13 protein-coding genes are annotated in these 14,939 nt (G+C 71.5%); 11 read left to right on the top strand and 2 right to left on the bottom strand.

What is annotated here, in order from left to right:
* Positions 1 to 90: 90 nt before the first annotated feature.
* The 3 genes from ACZ601_RS19285 (at position 91) to ACZ601_RS19275 (ending at position 3,013) form a co-directional block, all read left to right on the top strand.
* On the top strand, positions 91 to 927 hold the full coding sequence (locus ACZ601_RS19285) for a DUF5819 family protein (RefSeq protein WP_469539368.1): 837 nt from the start codon (positions 91 to 93) through the stop codon (positions 925 to 927).
* A 50-nt stretch (positions 928 to 977) separates the two neighbouring features.
* On the top strand, positions 978 to 2,249 hold the full coding sequence (locus tag ACZ601_RS19280) for an HTTM domain-containing protein (RefSeq protein ID WP_469539365.1): 1,272 nt from the start codon (positions 978 to 980) through the stop codon (positions 2,247 to 2,249).
* Positions 2,250 to 2,341: 92 nt separating this feature from the next.
* Positions 2,342 to 3,013, top strand: coding sequence for a TrmH family RNA methyltransferase (locus ACZ601_RS19275; RefSeq protein ID WP_469539516.1), 672 nt, complete (start codon positions 2,342 to 2,344; stop codon positions 3,011 to 3,013).
* A gap of 223 nt (positions 3,014 to 3,236) precedes the next feature.
* Here ACZ601_RS19275 and paaN read toward each other — a convergent pair whose 3' ends face one another.
* On the bottom strand, positions 3,237 to 4,937 hold the full coding sequence (gene paaN, locus ACZ601_RS19270) for a phenylacetic acid degradation protein PaaN (protein WP_469539362.1): 1,701 nt from the start codon (positions 4,935 to 4,937) through the stop codon (positions 3,237 to 3,239).
* A 123-nt stretch (positions 4,938 to 5,060) separates the two neighbouring features.
* On the opposite strand from paaN, the gene ACZ601_RS19265 reads away from it, so the two are divergent.
* Positions 5,061 to 5,648: a TetR/AcrR family transcriptional regulator gene (locus ACZ601_RS19265; protein ID WP_440576475.1), complete on the top strand. Its 588-nt coding sequence runs from the start codon at positions 5,061 to 5,063 to the stop codon at positions 5,646 to 5,648.
* Between the two features lie 37 nt (positions 5,649 to 5,685).
* Here ACZ601_RS19265 and ACZ601_RS19260 read toward each other — a convergent pair whose 3' ends face one another.
* Positions 5,686 to 6,192, bottom strand: a complete 507-nt coding sequence (locus ACZ601_RS19260) for an Lrp/AsnC family transcriptional regulator (protein WP_073733296.1) — start codon at positions 6,190 to 6,192, stop codon at positions 5,686 to 5,688.
* Between the two features lie 231 nt (positions 6,193 to 6,423).
* On the opposite strand from ACZ601_RS19260, the gene pdhA reads away from it, so the two are divergent.
* The 7 genes from pdhA to ACZ601_RS19225 all read left to right on the top strand — a co-directional run bounded on the left by pdhA (position 6,424) and on the right by ACZ601_RS19225 (position 14,838).
* Complete coding sequence (gene pdhA / locus ACZ601_RS19255; protein ID WP_469539359.1) at positions 6,424 to 7,587, top strand: pyruvate dehydrogenase (acetyl-transferring) E1 component subunit alpha; 1,164 nt, start codon at positions 6,424 to 6,426, stop codon at positions 7,585 to 7,587.
* Positions 7,584 to 8,615: an alpha-ketoacid dehydrogenase subunit beta gene (locus ACZ601_RS19250; RefSeq protein WP_440576473.1), complete on the top strand. Its 1,032-nt coding sequence runs from the start codon at positions 7,584 to 7,586 to the stop codon at positions 8,613 to 8,615. Before pdhA ends, ACZ601_RS19250 begins: the two co-directional genes overlap by 4 nt.
* The gene (locus ACZ601_RS19245) at positions 8,615 to 9,997 is read left to right on the top strand and encodes a dihydrolipoamide acetyltransferase family protein (protein ID WP_469539354.1); all 1,383 of its coding nucleotides are present in this window, start codon (positions 8,615 to 8,617) and stop codon (positions 9,995 to 9,997) included. The genes ACZ601_RS19250 and ACZ601_RS19245 overlap by 1 nt, the downstream gene beginning before the upstream one ends.
* Before the next feature lie 108 nt (positions 9,998 to 10,105).
* On the top strand, positions 10,106 to 10,954 hold the full coding sequence (locus ACZ601_RS19240; RefSeq protein WP_469539351.1) for an NTP transferase domain-containing protein: 849 nt from the start codon (positions 10,106 to 10,108) through the stop codon (positions 10,952 to 10,954).
* On the top strand, positions 10,951 to 12,639 hold the full coding sequence (locus ACZ601_RS19235) for a molybdopterin molybdotransferase MoeA (protein WP_469539348.1): 1,689 nt from the start codon (positions 10,951 to 10,953) through the stop codon (positions 12,637 to 12,639). Before ACZ601_RS19240 ends, ACZ601_RS19235 begins: the two co-directional genes overlap by 4 nt.
* Complete coding sequence (locus tag ACZ601_RS19230; RefSeq protein ID WP_440576469.1) at positions 12,636 to 13,733, top strand: potassium channel family protein; 1,098 nt, start codon at positions 12,636 to 12,638, stop codon at positions 13,731 to 13,733. Before ACZ601_RS19235 ends, ACZ601_RS19230 begins: the two co-directional genes overlap by 4 nt.
* Positions 13,734 to 13,848: 115 nt before the next feature.
* Positions 13,849 to 14,838, top strand: a complete 990-nt coding sequence (locus ACZ601_RS19225; protein ID WP_469539345.1) for an NAD(P)H-quinone oxidoreductase — start codon at positions 13,849 to 13,851, stop codon at positions 14,836 to 14,838.
* Positions 14,839 to 14,939: the final 101 nt, after the last annotated feature.

Genomic DNA, 14,939 nt, shown 5'->3' with positions numbered 1-14,939 from the left:
TTCGGTTCAATGACTTCAATGGTGAGTCTGCGGCCCGTAGGGTGTCAACCCTGTGGATAACTGACCGGGATCGACGGGGATCGGGGCGGGATGGATTCGTACGACGACAGGGGCGTCGGCGGCAGGGACGGACGCGTTGCCGGTCCCGATTCGGGGGCGGTTCCAACGGTTCCCGATCCCCGTGCGGAGCCCGATCCGGAGCCGGGTCCGAGCCCGATACCTGGTCCGGTTCCGGATACGGACCCTCGCGGAGACGCTGGTTCGGAGTCCCGTTCCGGAATGGCCGGGCTGTCGTTTCCGTACCAGGTCGCCGCCGCTGTGGCGCTCGCGGTGATCGGGCTGGTCACCTGCACTCAGCTGGCGATGGTGTTTCTGCACGTCGCCCCCTCCAACACGGTGACCAAGCAGCACGGCAAGGGGGTGGACCAATGGATCTATCCGGAGTTCGAGCAGAACTGGAAGCTCTTCGCCCCCAATCCGCTCCAGCAGAACGTCGCCGTGCACGTGCGTGCCGAGATAGCAGGCCCCGACGGCCGTCGCACCACCCCCTGGATGAGCCTCTCGGGCGAGGACGGCAAGGCGATACGCGGTAATCCGCTGCCCAGTCACGTCCAGCAGAACGAACTCCGCCGGGGCTGGGACTTCTACCTCGGGTCCCACGACAGCAAGAACCGGGCCAACGGACTGCGCGGCACCCTCTCCGAGCAGTACATCCGCCGGATCGTCATGCTGCGCCTCGGTGAACACGACTACGGCGGCACCGTCGAACGGATCCAGGTCCGCTCCGAGGTGCGCTCCGTCGCGGCGCCTGCGTGGAGTGACGAGAAGATCAGCACGAAACCGTCCTACCGGGTGCTGCCGTGGTGGAACGTCACCGCGGCCGACCTCCCCGAGGGCTCGGCGGATCCGAAGGAGACGGACCAGTGAGCACGGCCGGACCAGTGAGCACACCTGGACCAGTGAGCACGCCCGGACCAGTGAGCACGCCCCGCCACGCGCACGGGCTCGCCCGCGGTATCCAGCGCATCACCGCCTCGTCCCTCGGCCCGTACCAGAGCGCCGTCATCCGGATCGGCTTCTCCGCCACGTACCTGCTGTTCCTGCTGCGGGAGCTGCCGCACCGGCACGAGATGTACGGCCCCGATGCCCCGTGGCGCTGGGACATGGCGGAACAGCTGATCTCGAACAACCAGGCCTTCACCACCCTCATGTGGACGGACAGCACTGTCTGGTTCGAGATCGTGTACGCGCTGGCGCTGATCGCCGCAGCCCTGCTGCTGGTGGGCTGGCACACCCGCGCCATGTCCGTCCTGTTCATGGCAGGAGTGCTGTCGCTGCAGAACCGCAGCATCTTCATGGGCGACGGCGGCGACAACGTCCTGCACCTGATGGCGATCTACCTGGTGCTGACCCGGTGCGGGCAGGTCTGGTCGCTGGACGCCCGCCGTGCGGCGCGCCGAGCGCGAGCGGCGCTGACGGCGGACGGGGGCGCGGACGCGGACGCGGACAAGGGCGGACGCTCGCCGCGTGGGGACGTGGCCGGTCCGCTGCTGTGGGTGGCGTTCGGGGCCGTGCTCGTCTGGGCCACGGGGACGGACCACCTGGGCGGAACCGTGTGGCTGCCGGTGCTGTTCTGGATTCTGTGGACCGGGCACGGCGTCTGGTGGGCCGTGAACCGGTACGCGCCGCACAGCGAGCCACGCACCCTGCTCGACGTCATCGCCAACCTCGCGCACAACGCCACTCTCGTCGTGATCATGGCCGAGGTCTGTCTGATCTACTCCACCGCCGGCTGGTACAAGATCCAGGGGTCGAGGTGGCAGGACGGCACGGCGCTGTACTTCCCGCTCCAGCTCCACTACTTCACGCCGTGGCCCGCCCTCTCGGACCTCCTCGCCTCAAGCGGGGTGATGGTGATGGTGCTGACGTACGCCACGGTCATCGTGCAGGTCGCGTTCCCGTTCACCCTGTTCAACCGGCGGGTCAAGAACATCCTGCTCGTCGTGATGATCGGGGAGCACGCCGGTATCGCCCTGCTGCTGGGGCTGCCCTTCTTCTCGATGGCCATGATCGCCGCGGACGCCGTCTTCCTGCCGACCGTCTTCCTGGTGTGGCTGGGGGGCCGGGCGGCCCTCGGACGGGAACTGCTGTCCCGGGGGCGTGGCAAGGTCCCGCCACCCCGGGACGGGGCCGAGGACCGGGAGGCACCGGAGCACAGTGGCAGCGGGGGCCATACGCTCGTCGGGTGAGCAGCGAGACCGGTAACACCGGCAGTACGAGTGGTGCCAGCGGTACCGGCGATACCAGCGGTACCAGTAGGAATGCGTCGACCGATGAGTCCGTGGTGGCCGAATCGTCCGTGGTGGACGAGCCGGCTCAGTACGACGACGGGTTCGGCACGGAGATCGGTGTCGGGCCGCACCCGCTGCCCTGGCCCGTGGGCGAGCGTTACGACCCCGAGCTGCTCGCCCACGGCGACCGGCGCAATGTGGGCGACGCGTACCGGTACTGGAGCCGGGAGGCGATCGTCGCCGATCTGGATCTACGGCGGCACGATTTCCATGTGGCGGTGGAGAACTGGGGCCACGACTTCAATATCGGCTCCGTGGTGCGCACCGCGAACGCCTTCCTCGCCAAGGAGATCCACATCGTGGGGCGGCGGCGCTGGAACCGGCGCGGGGCGATGGTCACCGACCGCTACCAGCATGTCCGCCACCACCCCGACACCGCGGATCTGACCGCCTGGGCCGCGGCCGAGGGGCTGCCGATCATCGGTATCGACAATCTGCCGGGCGCCGTGCCGCTGGAGCGGACCGCGCTGCCGCGGCGGTGCGTGCTGCTGTTCGGTCAGGAGGGGCCGGGGCTGACCGAGGAGGCCCGGGAGCACGCCTCGATGGTGTGCTCGATCGCGCAGTTCGGGTCGACGCGGTCGATCAACGCGGGGGCGGCTGCGGCGATTGCGATGCATGCGTGGGTGCAGCGGCATGCGGATATTCCTGGGGCGGGGGTGTAGGGCTGCCTGGGGCTGCCTGGGGCTGCCTGGGGCTGCCTGGGGCTGCCTGGGGCCCGGGGGGCGGGCTTGGGCGTCGGGGCGGGTGCGGGTGCGGGTGGGGCCTGCGGCCGGCCTTCCCCCACCCGCCCCTTCCCGTAACCGGGGGCGCTGCCCCCGGGCCCCCGGTCCTCGAACGCCGGACGGGCTGAGTGTGCGGGTGGGCTGAGTGTGTGCGGGTGGGCGGTCAGCGTTGGCGGCGGACTTCCAGGGTGCGGAAGCGGTTGGAGACGAATGCTCCGTCGCACAGGGCCGCATTGGCCGCGGGGTTGCCGCCCGAGCCGTGGAAGTCGGAGAACGCCGCGGTCTGGTTCACGTACACCCCGCTCGTCAGGTTCAGCGAGAGCTGGGCCGACTCGTCCAGGCAGACGTCCACCAGTGCGCTCTCGACCTCCGGTGACGTGGTGTACGCACCCACCGTCATCGCGCCCTTGTCGCGGATCGTCCGGCGCAGGAGCTCCACGGCGTCGGTCGTCGAGTCGACCGCGACGGCGAACGAGACCGGGCCGAAGCACTCCGACAGGTAGGGGGAGTCCTCGTCCGGCTTGGTGCCGTCCAGCTTGACGATCAGGGGCGTACGGACCACCGCCTCCGGGAAGTCGGGGTTGGCCACCTCCCTGGAGGGCAGGGCGACTTCGCCCAGCTCTGCGGCGGCCTCCAGACGGGCCCGCACCTCAGGGTTGACCAGGGCGCCGAGCAGGGCGTTGGCACGCGCGTCGTCACCGAGGAGACCGGTGACCGCCGCGGCGATGTCGACGACCACGTCGTCGTACGCCTTGTCACCGATGTCCGTCGTGATGCCGTTGCGGGGAATCAGCAGGTTCTGCGGGGTGGTGCACATCTGGCCGCTGTAGAGGGAGAGCGAGAACGCCAGGTTGGAGAGCATGCCCCGGTAGTCGTCCGTGGAGTCGAGAACGATCGTGTTGACCCCGGCCTTCTCCGTGTAGACCTGCGCCTGAAGGGCGTTGGCCTCCAGCCAGTCACCGAACGCGGTGGACCCGGTGTAGTCGATGATCCGGATCTCCGGGCGGAGCGCCAGGGTCTTGGCGATGCCCTCGCCGGGCCGCTCGGCGGCCAGGGCGACCAGGTTGGGATCGAAGCCCGCCTCCGTGAGCACCTCACGCGCCAGTTGAACCGTGAGGGCCAGCGGAAGCACCGCGCGGGGATGCGGCTTGACCAGGACGGGATTGCCGGTGGCGAGGGAGGCGAAGAGGCCCGGGTAGCCGTTCCACGTGGGGAAGGTGTTGCAGCCGATCAGCAGCGAGATGCCACGGCCCGCCGCGGTGAACGTCTTGTGCAGCTCGATCGGTTCGCGCTTGCCCTGCGGTTTGGACCAGTCCGCGGTACGCGGGGCGCGGGTCTGCTCCTCGTACGCGTACGCCACCGCCTCCAGGCCGCGGTCCTGGGCGTGCGGGCCGCCGGCCTGGAACGCCATCATGAAGGCCTGGCCGCTGGTGTGCATCACCGCGTGGCCGAACTCGTGGGTGCGGGCGCTGATCCGGGCCAGGATCTCCAGACAGACCAGGGCCCTGGTCTCGGGGCCCGCCTCGCGCCAGGCCGGCATTCCCGCGCGCATCGCCGGGATCAGGACGTCCGGATCGGCGTGCGGATACTCGACGCCGAGCTCCGGCCCGTACGGGGAGGTCTCCCCGCCCGTCCACCCGTCGGTGCCCGGCTGACCGAGGTCGATACGGGTGTTGAGCACGGCGCCGAAGGCGGCCTTGCCCTCGGCGGCGCCCAGGCTGCCGGGGGCGCCGCCCTCGCCGTACGCCTTCGGGTGCTCGGGGTGCGGGGACCAGTACGCACGCGAGCGGGTCGCGTCGAGGGCCCGGTCGAGCGTGGGGCGGTGCTTCTCGGTCAGCAGGTGCGGGGAGAGCTCGGCGGCCATGACGGACCAACTCCTCATCGAGCTGGGCAGGGACGGGCGGACAGAGTTAGAGTAACCGAACGATCGGTCGGGACAAGGGGCCCCACGAAACCTGTGGATAACTCGTAGGGGAGGATCGCTGGCATGACCACGGCCAAGCGGGACACGTACACCCCGGAGACTCTGCTCACCGTCGCCGTCCGTGTCTTCAACGAGCGCGGCTACGACGGCACGTCCATGGAGCACCTCTCGAAGGCGGCGGGGATCTCCAAGTCGTCCATCTACCACCACGTGTCCGGCAAGGAAGAGCTGCTGCGGCGAGCGGTCAGCCGGGCGCTGGACGGGCTCTTCGGAATCCTCGACGAACCGGGTGCGACGCGTGGTCGCGCGATCGCGCGCGTCGAGTACGTCACCCGCCGTACGGTCGAGGTGCTGATAGCCGAACTGCCCTACGTCACGCTGCTGCTGCGGGTGCGGGGCAACACGAAGACGGAGCGCTGGGCGCTGGAGCGGCGGCGCGAGTTCGACCAGCGGGTGGGCGATCTGCTGAAGGCCGCGGTCGCGGACGGCGATCTCCGCTCCGACGTGGACATACGCCTTGCGACCCGGCTCCTCTTCGGCATGGTCAACTCGCTGGTGGAGTGGTATCGGCCGTTGCCCGACGGTGGTGCGGAGCGGGACCAGCTGGCGGACACCGTTGTGCGTCTGGCCTTCGACGGGATGAAGGCGTAGGGAGGCCCGAGGCCTCCCGGGCCCAAGTCGCCGGGCCTCAGGTGAGCTCCGTGGGGCGGTCCGGTCCCGGAGCCAGGTCCGTCTCCTCGAACACCAGCAGGGTGCGGGTGGAGAGCACCTCCGGGATGGACTGGATCCTGGTCAGCACCAGATCGCGCAGTGACTGGTTGTCCTGCGTGTGCACCAGCAGCAGAACATCGAAATCGCCGCTGACCAGCGCGATGTGGGTGGCTCCTGGCAGCGCCTGGAGCTGCTCGCGGACGGTGCGCCAGGAGTTCTGGACGATCTTGAGCGTGATGTAGGCGGAGGCTCCCTGCCCCGCCCGCTCGTGGTTGACCCGCGCGCTGAAACCGCGGATCACCCCGTCGTCGATGAGCCGGTTGATCCGGGCGTAGGCATTGGCGCGCGACACGTGAACGCGGTCGGCCACCGACCGTATCGAGGCCCGGCCGTCCGTCTGGAGCAACCGGACGATGGCGCGGTCGGTGGAGTCGAGCGGCCGTGCCGGAGGGGTCCGGCCGGGGTCCTCGCCCCCGTCGGCCATTTGTTCAGCTGCCATGTTCCCGCGCCTCCCTGTCCTGGACGAGCTGTCTCCATCCCAGGCTGTGGAGAACCGTTTGTCCACAGGCTGATGGTGCCTGTAGCCAAAATGCGCTCGCGACCGAACAATCGGTAGGTGAGACGCACCACAGTCGCGCCTCACGCAGTCGTTGATATTTCTACATATTTCGACACCCCTCGATGCCAGACCCCTCGATGCCAGGAGGTGCTTGTCATGACGGTCCAAGAGCTGCCCGGCGCGGCCGCCTACCGGCCCACCCCGCCCCCGGCGTGGAAGCCGCTCACCGACCCGGCGCCGCTGCTCCCGGACCCCGAGCCGTACCGCGTGCTCGGTACGGATGCCGCGGCCGACGCAGACCCCGAGCTGCTGCTCCGGCTCTACGCCGAGCTGGTGCGCGGCCGGCGGTACAACGCCCAGGCGACCGCCCTCACCAAGCAGGGGCGGCTCGCGGTCTACCCGTCGAGCACCGGCCAGGAGGCCTGCGAGATCGCGGCCGCCCTGGTGCTGGAGGAGCGGGACTGGCTCTTCCCCAGCTACCGCGACACGCTCGCGGCCGTGGCGCGCGGGCTGGACCCGGTCGAGGCGCTGACGCTGCTGCGTGGTGACCGGCACACCGGCTACGACCCGCGCGAGCACCGCATCGCCCCGCTCTGCACCCCGCTCGCCACCCAGCTCCCGCACGCGGTGGGTCTGGCGCACGCGGCGCGGCTCAAGGGTGACGACGTGGTCGCGCTCGCCATGGTGGGCGACGGCGGCACCAGCGAGGGCGATTTCCACGAGGCGCTGAATTTCGCCGCCGTGTGGAAGGCCCCGGTCGTCTTCCTCGTGCAGAACAACGGCTTCGCCATCTCCGTACCGCTGGCCAAGCAGACCGCGGCACCCTCCCTGGCGCACAAGGCCGTGGGATACGGGATGCCGGGCCGGCTGGTCGACGGGAACGACGCGGCGGCCGTGCACCAGGTGCTCTCCGAAGCGGTCGATCGGGCCAGGAGCGGCGGCGGCCCGACGCTCGTCGAGGCCATCACCTACCGCATGGACGCGCATACGAACGCCGATGACGCGACCCGCTACCGCGGCGACAGCGAGGTCGAGGCGTGGCGGGCGCACGATCCGGTCCGGCTCATGGAGCGAGAGCTGACCGGGCGCGGTCTGCTCGGGGACGACGGCATCGAGGAGGCGCGGTCGGCCGCGGAGCGGATGGCGGCCGCACTGCGCGAGCGGATGAACGCGGATCCGGTGCTCGACCCGATGGATCTCTTCGCCCAGGTGTACGCGGAACAGACCCCGCAGCTGCGCGAGCAGGCGGCCCGCCTGCGCGTCGAGCTGGACGCGGAGAACGAGCAGCACGGCACGGACGACGGGGGAGCAGGGCGATGACCACCGCAGCGGCCACGGCCACCGAGCGGGCGGCGAAGGCCAAACCCGCCACCATGGCGCAGGCCCTCGGGCGCGCGCTGCGCGACTCGATGGCCGAGGACCCCTCCGTGCACGTCCTCGGGGAGGACGTCGGGACGCTCGGCGGCGTCTTCCGAATCACCGACGGCCTGGCGAAGGAGTTCGGCGAGGACCGTTGCACGGACACCCCGCTGGCCGAGGCCGGCATCCTCGGGGCGGCCGTCGGCATGGCGATGTACGGGCTGCGGCCCGTCGTCGAGATGCAGTTCGACGCCTTCGCCTATCCGGCGTTCGAGCAGCTCATCAGCCATGTCGCCAAGATGCGGAACCGGACCGGGGGCGCCATGCCGCTGCCGATCACCGTCCGGGTGCCCTACGGCGGCGGCATCGGTGGCGTCGAGCACCACAGCGATTCCTCCGAGGCGTACTACATGGCGACGCCCGGTCTCCATGTCGTCACGCCCGCCACGGTCGACGACGCCTACGGGCTGCTGAGGGCCTCGATCGCCTCCGACGACCCGGTGGTCTTCCTGGAGCCCAAGCGGCTCTACTGGTCGAAGGCTGACTGGTCGCCGCAGGCGCCCGCCGCCGTGGAGCCCATCGGACGGGCCGTCGTGCGCCGGAGCGGACGCAGCGCGACCCTGATCACGTACGGGCCGTCGCTGCCCGTCTGCATGGAAGCCGCAGAGGCCGCGGTCGCGGAGGGCTGGGACCTCGAAGTCGTCGATCTGCGCTCGCTGGTCCCGTTCGACGACGAGACGGTGGCCGCGTCCGTGCGGCGTACCGGCCGGGCGGTCGTCGTCCACGAGTCCACCGGTTTCGGCGGTCCGGGCGGCGAGATCGCGGCCCGGATCACCGAGCGCTGCTTCCACCACCTGGAGGCGCCGGTGCTGCGCGTCGCCGGATTCGACATCCCTTATCCGCCGCCCATGCAGGAACGGCACCACCTGCCGGGCGTGGACCGGGTGCTCGACGCCGTCGCGCGACTTCAGTGGGAGGCGGAGCACTGATGCCGCAGGTACTCGAATTCAAGCTTCCGGATCTCGGGGAGGGGCTGACCGAGGCCGAGATCGTGCGCTGGCTGGTGGAGGTCGGTGACGTCGTCGCCATCGATCAGCCGGTCGTCGAGGTCGAGACGGCCAAGGCGATGGTGGAGGTGCCGTGCCCGTACGGGGGCGTGGTCACCGCACGGTTCGGTGAGGAGGGCAAGGAACTGCCGGTCGGGGCACCGTTGCTGACGGTCGCGGTCGGGTCCGTCGAGCCGGAGCCGTCCGGGAGTACGGAGGCCGCGGAGGCGGAGCCGTCCGGGTCCGGCAATGTGCTGGTGGGGTACGGGACCGGCGCACCGCCGGTCCGCCGGAGGCGGGTCCGGCCGGAGGGGCTCTCGGTGCCTGCCGTTGCTCCTGTTGCGTCTGTTGCTCCCGCGGGTCCTGTTGTTCCCGCTGTTGCTGTCGTTCCTCCTGTTTCTGCTTCTGGTGATTCTGGTGCGTCGGACGGGGCACGGGGGCCGGTCGCCGTCGTCTCCCCGCTGGTGCGCAAGCTCGCGCGGCAGCACGACCTCGATCTGCGGCAGCTCGCCGGATCCGGGCCCGACGGGCTGATCCTGCGCGCCGATGTGGAGTCCGCCATCCGGTCCGGACCCGAGACCCCGCAGGAGGCCGAAGCGACGGACCGGGCAGCCGTACACCCTGCCGGTGAGCGGGTTCCGCTGCGAGGCGTACGGGGCGCGGTCGCCGACAAGCTGGCGCGCAGCCGGCGCGAGATCCCCGACGCCACCTGCTGGGTGGACGCCGATGCCACCGAGCTGATGGCAGCCAGAGCGGCGATGAACGGCGCCGGTGGTCCCGGCGCCGGGCCGAAGGTGTCGGTGCTCGCGCTGCTCGCCCGCATCTGCACCGCCGCCCTGGCCCGGTACCCGGAACTCAACTCCACGGTGGACCAGGAAGCGCGGGAGATCGTGCGGCTGCCCGGTGTGCACCTCGGGTTCGCGGCCCAGACCGAGCGGGGGCTCGTCGTCCCGGTCGTACGGGACGCGCACGTGCGCAGCACCGAGTCGATCGGGGCCGAGATCACCAGGCTCACCGAGGCCGCCAGGACAGGAACGCTGAAGCCGGCGGAGCTCACCGGAGGCACGTTCACGCTCAACAACTACGGGGTGTTCGGGGTGGACGGATCCACGCCGATCATCAACCACCCGGAGGCGGCGATGCTCGGCGTCGGCCGCATCGTCCCCAAGCCGTGGGTGCACGAGGGCGAGCTGGCCGTGCGACGGGTCGTCCAGCTCTCGCTGACCTTCGACCACCGGGTCTGCGACGGCGGTACGGCGGGAGGCTTCCTGCGCTACGTGGCCGACTGCGTGGAACAGCCGGCGGTGCTCCTGCGGACGTTGTAGGTTCTCCGGCCGGTTGGTTCCTGGGCCGGACGGCAACCGGCCCAGGAACCAGGGTTCCACCCCCGGCCCGGAAGGTTCCCCGGCCGGGGCGGCACGCATACTCGGGGCATGACCGCGTATGACGCCATCGTCCTCGCCGGGGGTGCCGCGAAGCGGCTCGGCGGTGCTGACAAGCCGGGGCTCCGGGTCGGTGGCCGTGCGCTGCTCGACCGGGTGCTCTCGGCCTGCTCCGGCGCCGGGACCACGGTGGTGGTCGGGGGCAGGCGGCCCACCGCGCGTGCGGTGACCTGGGCACGCGAAGAGCCGCCGGGCGGGGGTCCGCTGGCCGCGCTCGACGCCGGGGTGCGGCACACCGGGGCGGAACGCCTTCTGGTGCTCTCCGCAGATCTGCCCTTCCTGGGGGCCGACACGGTCGGGGCCCTGCTGGCAGCCGCCGGCCTGGGCGACGCGGAGGGCGCCGTCTGTACCGACGGGGAGGGCCGCGACCAGCCGCTGGTGGCCGTCTACCGTGCGGAGCCGTTGCGCAGGGAGCTGGCGCTGCTCGCCGCGGAGCACGGTGGACTCGCCGGACTGCCGCTGCGGTTGCTGACGCACGAGCTGCGGCTTTCCCGGGTGGCGGCGGACCCGCTCGCCTCGTTCGACTGCGACACCTGGGAGGACATCGCTTCGGCCAGGGCCCGCATCAGAGAACATGGGAGCGTGCTGGACGAATGGATCACCGCAGTCAAGAACGAACTGGCCATCGAACTCGACGTCGACACCGCCGTCCTGCTCGACCTCGCCCGTGACGCCGCCCACGGTGTCGCCAGGCCCGCCGCGCCCCTGACGACCTTCCTGGTCGGGTACGCGGCGGCGAAGGCGAGCAGCGACGGGGGCGGGGCCGAGGCGGTGGCCGAGGCCGCCCGCAAGGCCGCCGCGCTCGCTCTCCGCTGGGCGGACGAGACCGGGACGCCATGACGGGCCGCAGCGGCAGTACCGGGCGGCCCCCGGCTGCCGCGAAGAGCCCGTCCGGAGGCGCTGACCCCGCTGAGTCCGCTGAGTACGCCGAACCCTCTGAATCCCTCCAATCCCCCGAGCCGCCCGACTCCGCCGATGCCGATGCCGATGCCGATCCCGACGCCGATACCGAAGCGCGGCGGGTAGCCAGGGCCAAGGCCAGAGCCAGGGCCAAGGCCGAGGCCGAGGCCGACGAGGAGCGGGCGGTCGCGCAGGCCCTCGCGCTGGTCGGCCGACAGCCGGGCCCCGGCCCGTACCCCGACCCGCGCCCCGGCCCCTACCTCGACCCGGGCCCCGGTGCCGCGCCTGTCGGCAGCCCCGCCACCGGCCTGCGTCCTGACCCGGACCCCGCCCCCCGGCGTATCCGGGCGACCCAGTGGGGCGAGGCGCGGGCCGTCGCGGCCCGTGCCGGGCTGGGGGCTCCTCCCCGTACCGGGCGCGTCCCCCTTGATCAGGCGCTCGGACATGTGCTGGCCGAACCGCTCGCCGCGCTCACCGATCTCCCGTCCTTCGACACCTCCGCCATGGACGGATGGGCCGTCGCGGGACCGGGCCCCTGGCACGTCCGGCAGCACGAAGGCGTCCTCGCGGGCCACGCCTCCCCCGCCCCGCTCCCGGACGGCGACGCCGTACGGATCGCCACCGGCGCCCGTATCCCGGCGGACGCGACCGCCGTCATCCGCAGCGAACACGCCTCGGCCGACGAGTCGAAGGGGCTGTTGTACGCGCGGCGGCAGGTGAGCCCCGGGCAGGACATCAGGCCGCGCGGCCAGGAGTGCCGGTCCGGGGAGCAGCTCCTCCCCGCCGGAACGCTGGTGACGCCCGCCGTCCTCGGGCTGGCCGCCGCCGCCGGGTACGACGAACTGCTCATCCGCCCCAGGCCGCGCGTCGACGTCCTCGTCCTGGGCGACGAACTGCTGACGGCCGGGCTGCCCCGCGACGGACTGATCCGTGACGCGCTCGGCCCGATGATCGGCCCCTGGGTGCACGCCCTGGGCGCCGAGGTCTCCGCGCCCCGCCGCCTGGGTGACGACGCGGAGGCGCTCCGTAAGGCGCTCGTCCTCTCCGAGGCCGATCTGGTCATCACCACCGGCGGCACCGCCGCCGGGCCGGTCGACCATGTGCACCCCGTACTCGCCGATCTGGGGGCCGAACTGCTCGTCGACGGTGTCGCCGTCCGCCCCGGTCATCCCATGCTGCTGGCCCGGCTGCGGGCCGGAGGGCCGTATCTCGTGGGGCTGCCCGGCAACCCGCTGGCCGCCGTGTCCGGGCTCCTCACGCTTGCCGAGCCGCTGCTCAGCGGGCTGGCGGGGCGGGCGTCGCAGGAGCTCTACCGCGTCGCGGTCCGTGACGACGTGCACGGCCACCCGCACGACACCCGGCTGGTGCCGGTGGTCCACCGCGCCGAGGCCCCGAGCACGTTCGCACCAGCCGGAACCGGCACGCTCGCACCAGCCGGAACCGGTGGTGGGGCAGACCACGTCGTACCCCTCCATTACAACGGTCCCGCCATGCTGCGCGGGATCGCCGCCGCGGACGGGCTGGCCGTCGTGGAGCCGGGCGGGGTACGGTCCGGCACCGAGGTGGAGATCCTCGATCTACCGTGGGCCCCGGCGACGCCGTGGACTGAAGGGTGTTTCACGTGAAACTTCCCGGCCATGACGCGATGGCCAGGCGCGCCGACGAGCATGTCGTACCCACCCGGGTGATGCTCCCGCGCCGGGTCGTCGACGGACCGGCGCGACAGGTCGCCAAGCGGCTGATGATGGCTCTGATGGTGCTGGCCGCCACGGTGCTGATCGTCTGGGTCGACCGCGGTGGCTACCACGACGCGGCCGACGACAGCGTCGATCTGCTGGACGCGGTCTACTACGCGACGGTCACCCTCTCGACCACCGGGTACGGCGACATCACCCCGTACAGCGACGGAGCCCGGCTCATCAATGTGGTGTTCGTGACACCACTGCGCGTGCTCTTCCTCATCATCCTGGTCGGCACCACCCTTGAGGTCCTCACGGAGCGGACCCGGGAGGACTTCCGGCTGAAGCGTTGGAGAACCAACTTGCGTGACCACACCGTCGTCGTCGGCTTCGGCACGAAGGGCCGTTCGGCCATACAGACTCTCTGCGCCACTGGACTGAGCAAGGATCAGATCGTTGTCGTCGACCCGGCGTCCAAGGTGATAGAGGCCGCCAACGCCGAGGGTTTCACCGGAGTGCTCGGTGACGCGACGCGCAGCGATGTGCTGCTGCGGGCCGAGGTGCAGAAGGCGCGTCAGATCGTCATCGCCACCCAGCGCGACGACACGGCGGTACTGGTCGCGCTGACCGCCCGCCAGCTCAACCGAGGGGCGAAGATCGTCGCTGCGGTGCGCGAGGAGGAGAACGCCCCGCTCCTGCGGCAGTCCGGTGCCGACGCCGTGATCACCAGTGCCAGCGCGGCCGGACGGCTGCTCGGCCTCTCCGTGCTCAGCCCCAGCGCGGGCACGGTGATGGAGGATCTGATCCAGCAGGGCAGCGGGCTCGATCTGGTCGAACGGCCGGTGATAAAGGCCGAGGTGGGCAAGAACGTCAGGGAGACCGACGATCTCGTCGTCAGCGTTCTGCGCGGTCACCGGCTGCTCGGTTACGACGATCCGGCTGCCAGCCCCCTCCAGCTGACGGACCGCCTGATCACCATCGTGCGGGCCACGAACGAAGCGCCCCCGAGCCACACCCCGCCGACGGCCCCGCGCCCCTGATCGGACGGGGCCCGGCAGGACCCGGCAGGACCCGCAGGACCTCACCGCGCCGAACGGCCCCGTCCCGTCGCGCCTCGCGGCGTTCGTCCGCACGGCACGGAGTAGCCTCGCGGCCATGCATGCGATCACGATCCCCGAACCCGGTGGCCCCGAGGCGCTCGTCTGGGCCGAGGTGCCCGATCCCGTCCCCGGCGAGGGCGAGGTCCTCGTCGATGTCGTCTCCAGCGCGGTCAACCGTGCGGATGTGCTCCAGCGGCAGGGCTTCTACAACCCGCCGCCCGGCGCCTCGCCCTACCCGGGGCTGGAGTGCTCGGGCCGGATCTCCGCCATCGGCGCCGGTGTCACCGGCTGGTCGGTCGGCGACGAGGTGTGCGCGCTGCTGGCGGGCGGCGGCTACGCGGAGAAGGTCGCCGTCCCGGTCGGGCAGTTGCTCCCCGTACCGGCCGGACTGGACCTCGTCCTCGCCGCGGCGCTGCCCGAGGTGACCGCGACGGTCTGGTCGAACGTGTTCATGGTGGCGCACCTGCGCCCCGCCGAGACGCTGCTCGTGCACGGCGGGTCCAGCGGCATCGGCACGATGGCGATCCAGCTGGCCAAGGCGGTCGGAGCCCGGGTCGCGGTGACGGCGGGCGGGCCCGAGAAGCTGGCGCGCTGCGCGGAGCTGGGCGCCGACATCCTGATCGACTACCGGGAGCAGGACTTCGTCAAGGAGATCGGCCGGGCGACGGACGGGGCGGGCGCCGACGTCATCCTCGACATCATCGGCGCGAAGTACCTGGACCGGAACGTGCAGGCGCTCGCCGTCAACGGCCGGCTCGCGATCATCGGCCTCCAGGGCGGTGCCAAGGGCGAACTGAACCTCGGCGCCCTGCTGAGCAAGCGGGCCGCCGTCACCGCGACCTCGCTGCGCGGCCGCCCGCTCGCGGAGAAGGCCGCGATCGTCGCGGCCGTACGCGAGCACGTCTGGCCGCTCCTCGCCGACGGCGTCGTACGGCCGGTGGTGGACCGTACGCTGCCGATGCCGGACGCGGCGGAGGCGCACCGGGTGATGGAGTCCAGCACCCACATCGGCAAGGTGCTCCTGCGCTCACCCGCAGCGGCCTGAGCCGGCCACCGCACCCCGGACCAGAACCGCAGGACCCCGAACCGGATGGGCCCGGCACACAGAGACCGTGTGCCGGGCCCATCCGGTTCGGGGTGATCAGT

This window comes from Streptomyces sp. NPDC104307 (assembly GCF_055584045.1).
The sequence above is the reverse complement of the archived record's forward strand: the minus strand, read 5'-3'. Positions and strand labels throughout refer to the sequence as shown.

Coding starts and splice junctions, on each gene's coding strand:
- paaN (WP_469539362.1), bottom strand. CDS start 4,937: ATGGCCGCCGAGCTCTCCCCGCACCTGCTGACCGAGAAGCACCGCCCC.
- ACZ601_RS19225 (WP_469539345.1), top strand. CDS start 13,849: ATGCATGCGATCACGATCCCCGAACCCGGTGGCCCCGAGGCGCTCGTC.
- ACZ601_RS19265 (WP_440576475.1), top strand. CDS start 5,061: ATGACCACGGCCAAGCGGGACACGTACACCCCGGAGACTCTGCTCACC.
- pdhA (WP_469539359.1), top strand. CDS start 6,424: ATGACGGTCCAAGAGCTGCCCGGCGCGGCCGCCTACCGGCCCACCCCG.
- ACZ601_RS19260 (WP_073733296.1), bottom strand. CDS start 6,192: ATGGCCGACGGGGGCGAGGACCCCGGCCGGACCCCTCCGGCACGGCCG.
- ACZ601_RS19235 (WP_469539348.1), top strand. CDS start 10,951: ATGACGGGCCGCAGCGGCAGTACCGGGCGGCCCCCGGCTGCCGCGAAG.
- ACZ601_RS19285 (WP_469539368.1), top strand. CDS start 91: ATGGATTCGTACGACGACAGGGGCGTCGGCGGCAGGGACGGACGCGTT.
- ACZ601_RS19250 (WP_440576473.1), top strand. CDS start 7,584: ATGACCACCGCAGCGGCCACGGCCACCGAGCGGGCGGCGAAGGCCAAA.
- ACZ601_RS19245 (WP_469539354.1), top strand. CDS start 8,615: ATGCCGCAGGTACTCGAATTCAAGCTTCCGGATCTCGGGGAGGGGCTG.
- ACZ601_RS19240 (WP_469539351.1), top strand. CDS start 10,106: ATGACCGCGTATGACGCCATCGTCCTCGCCGGGGGTGCCGCGAAGCGG.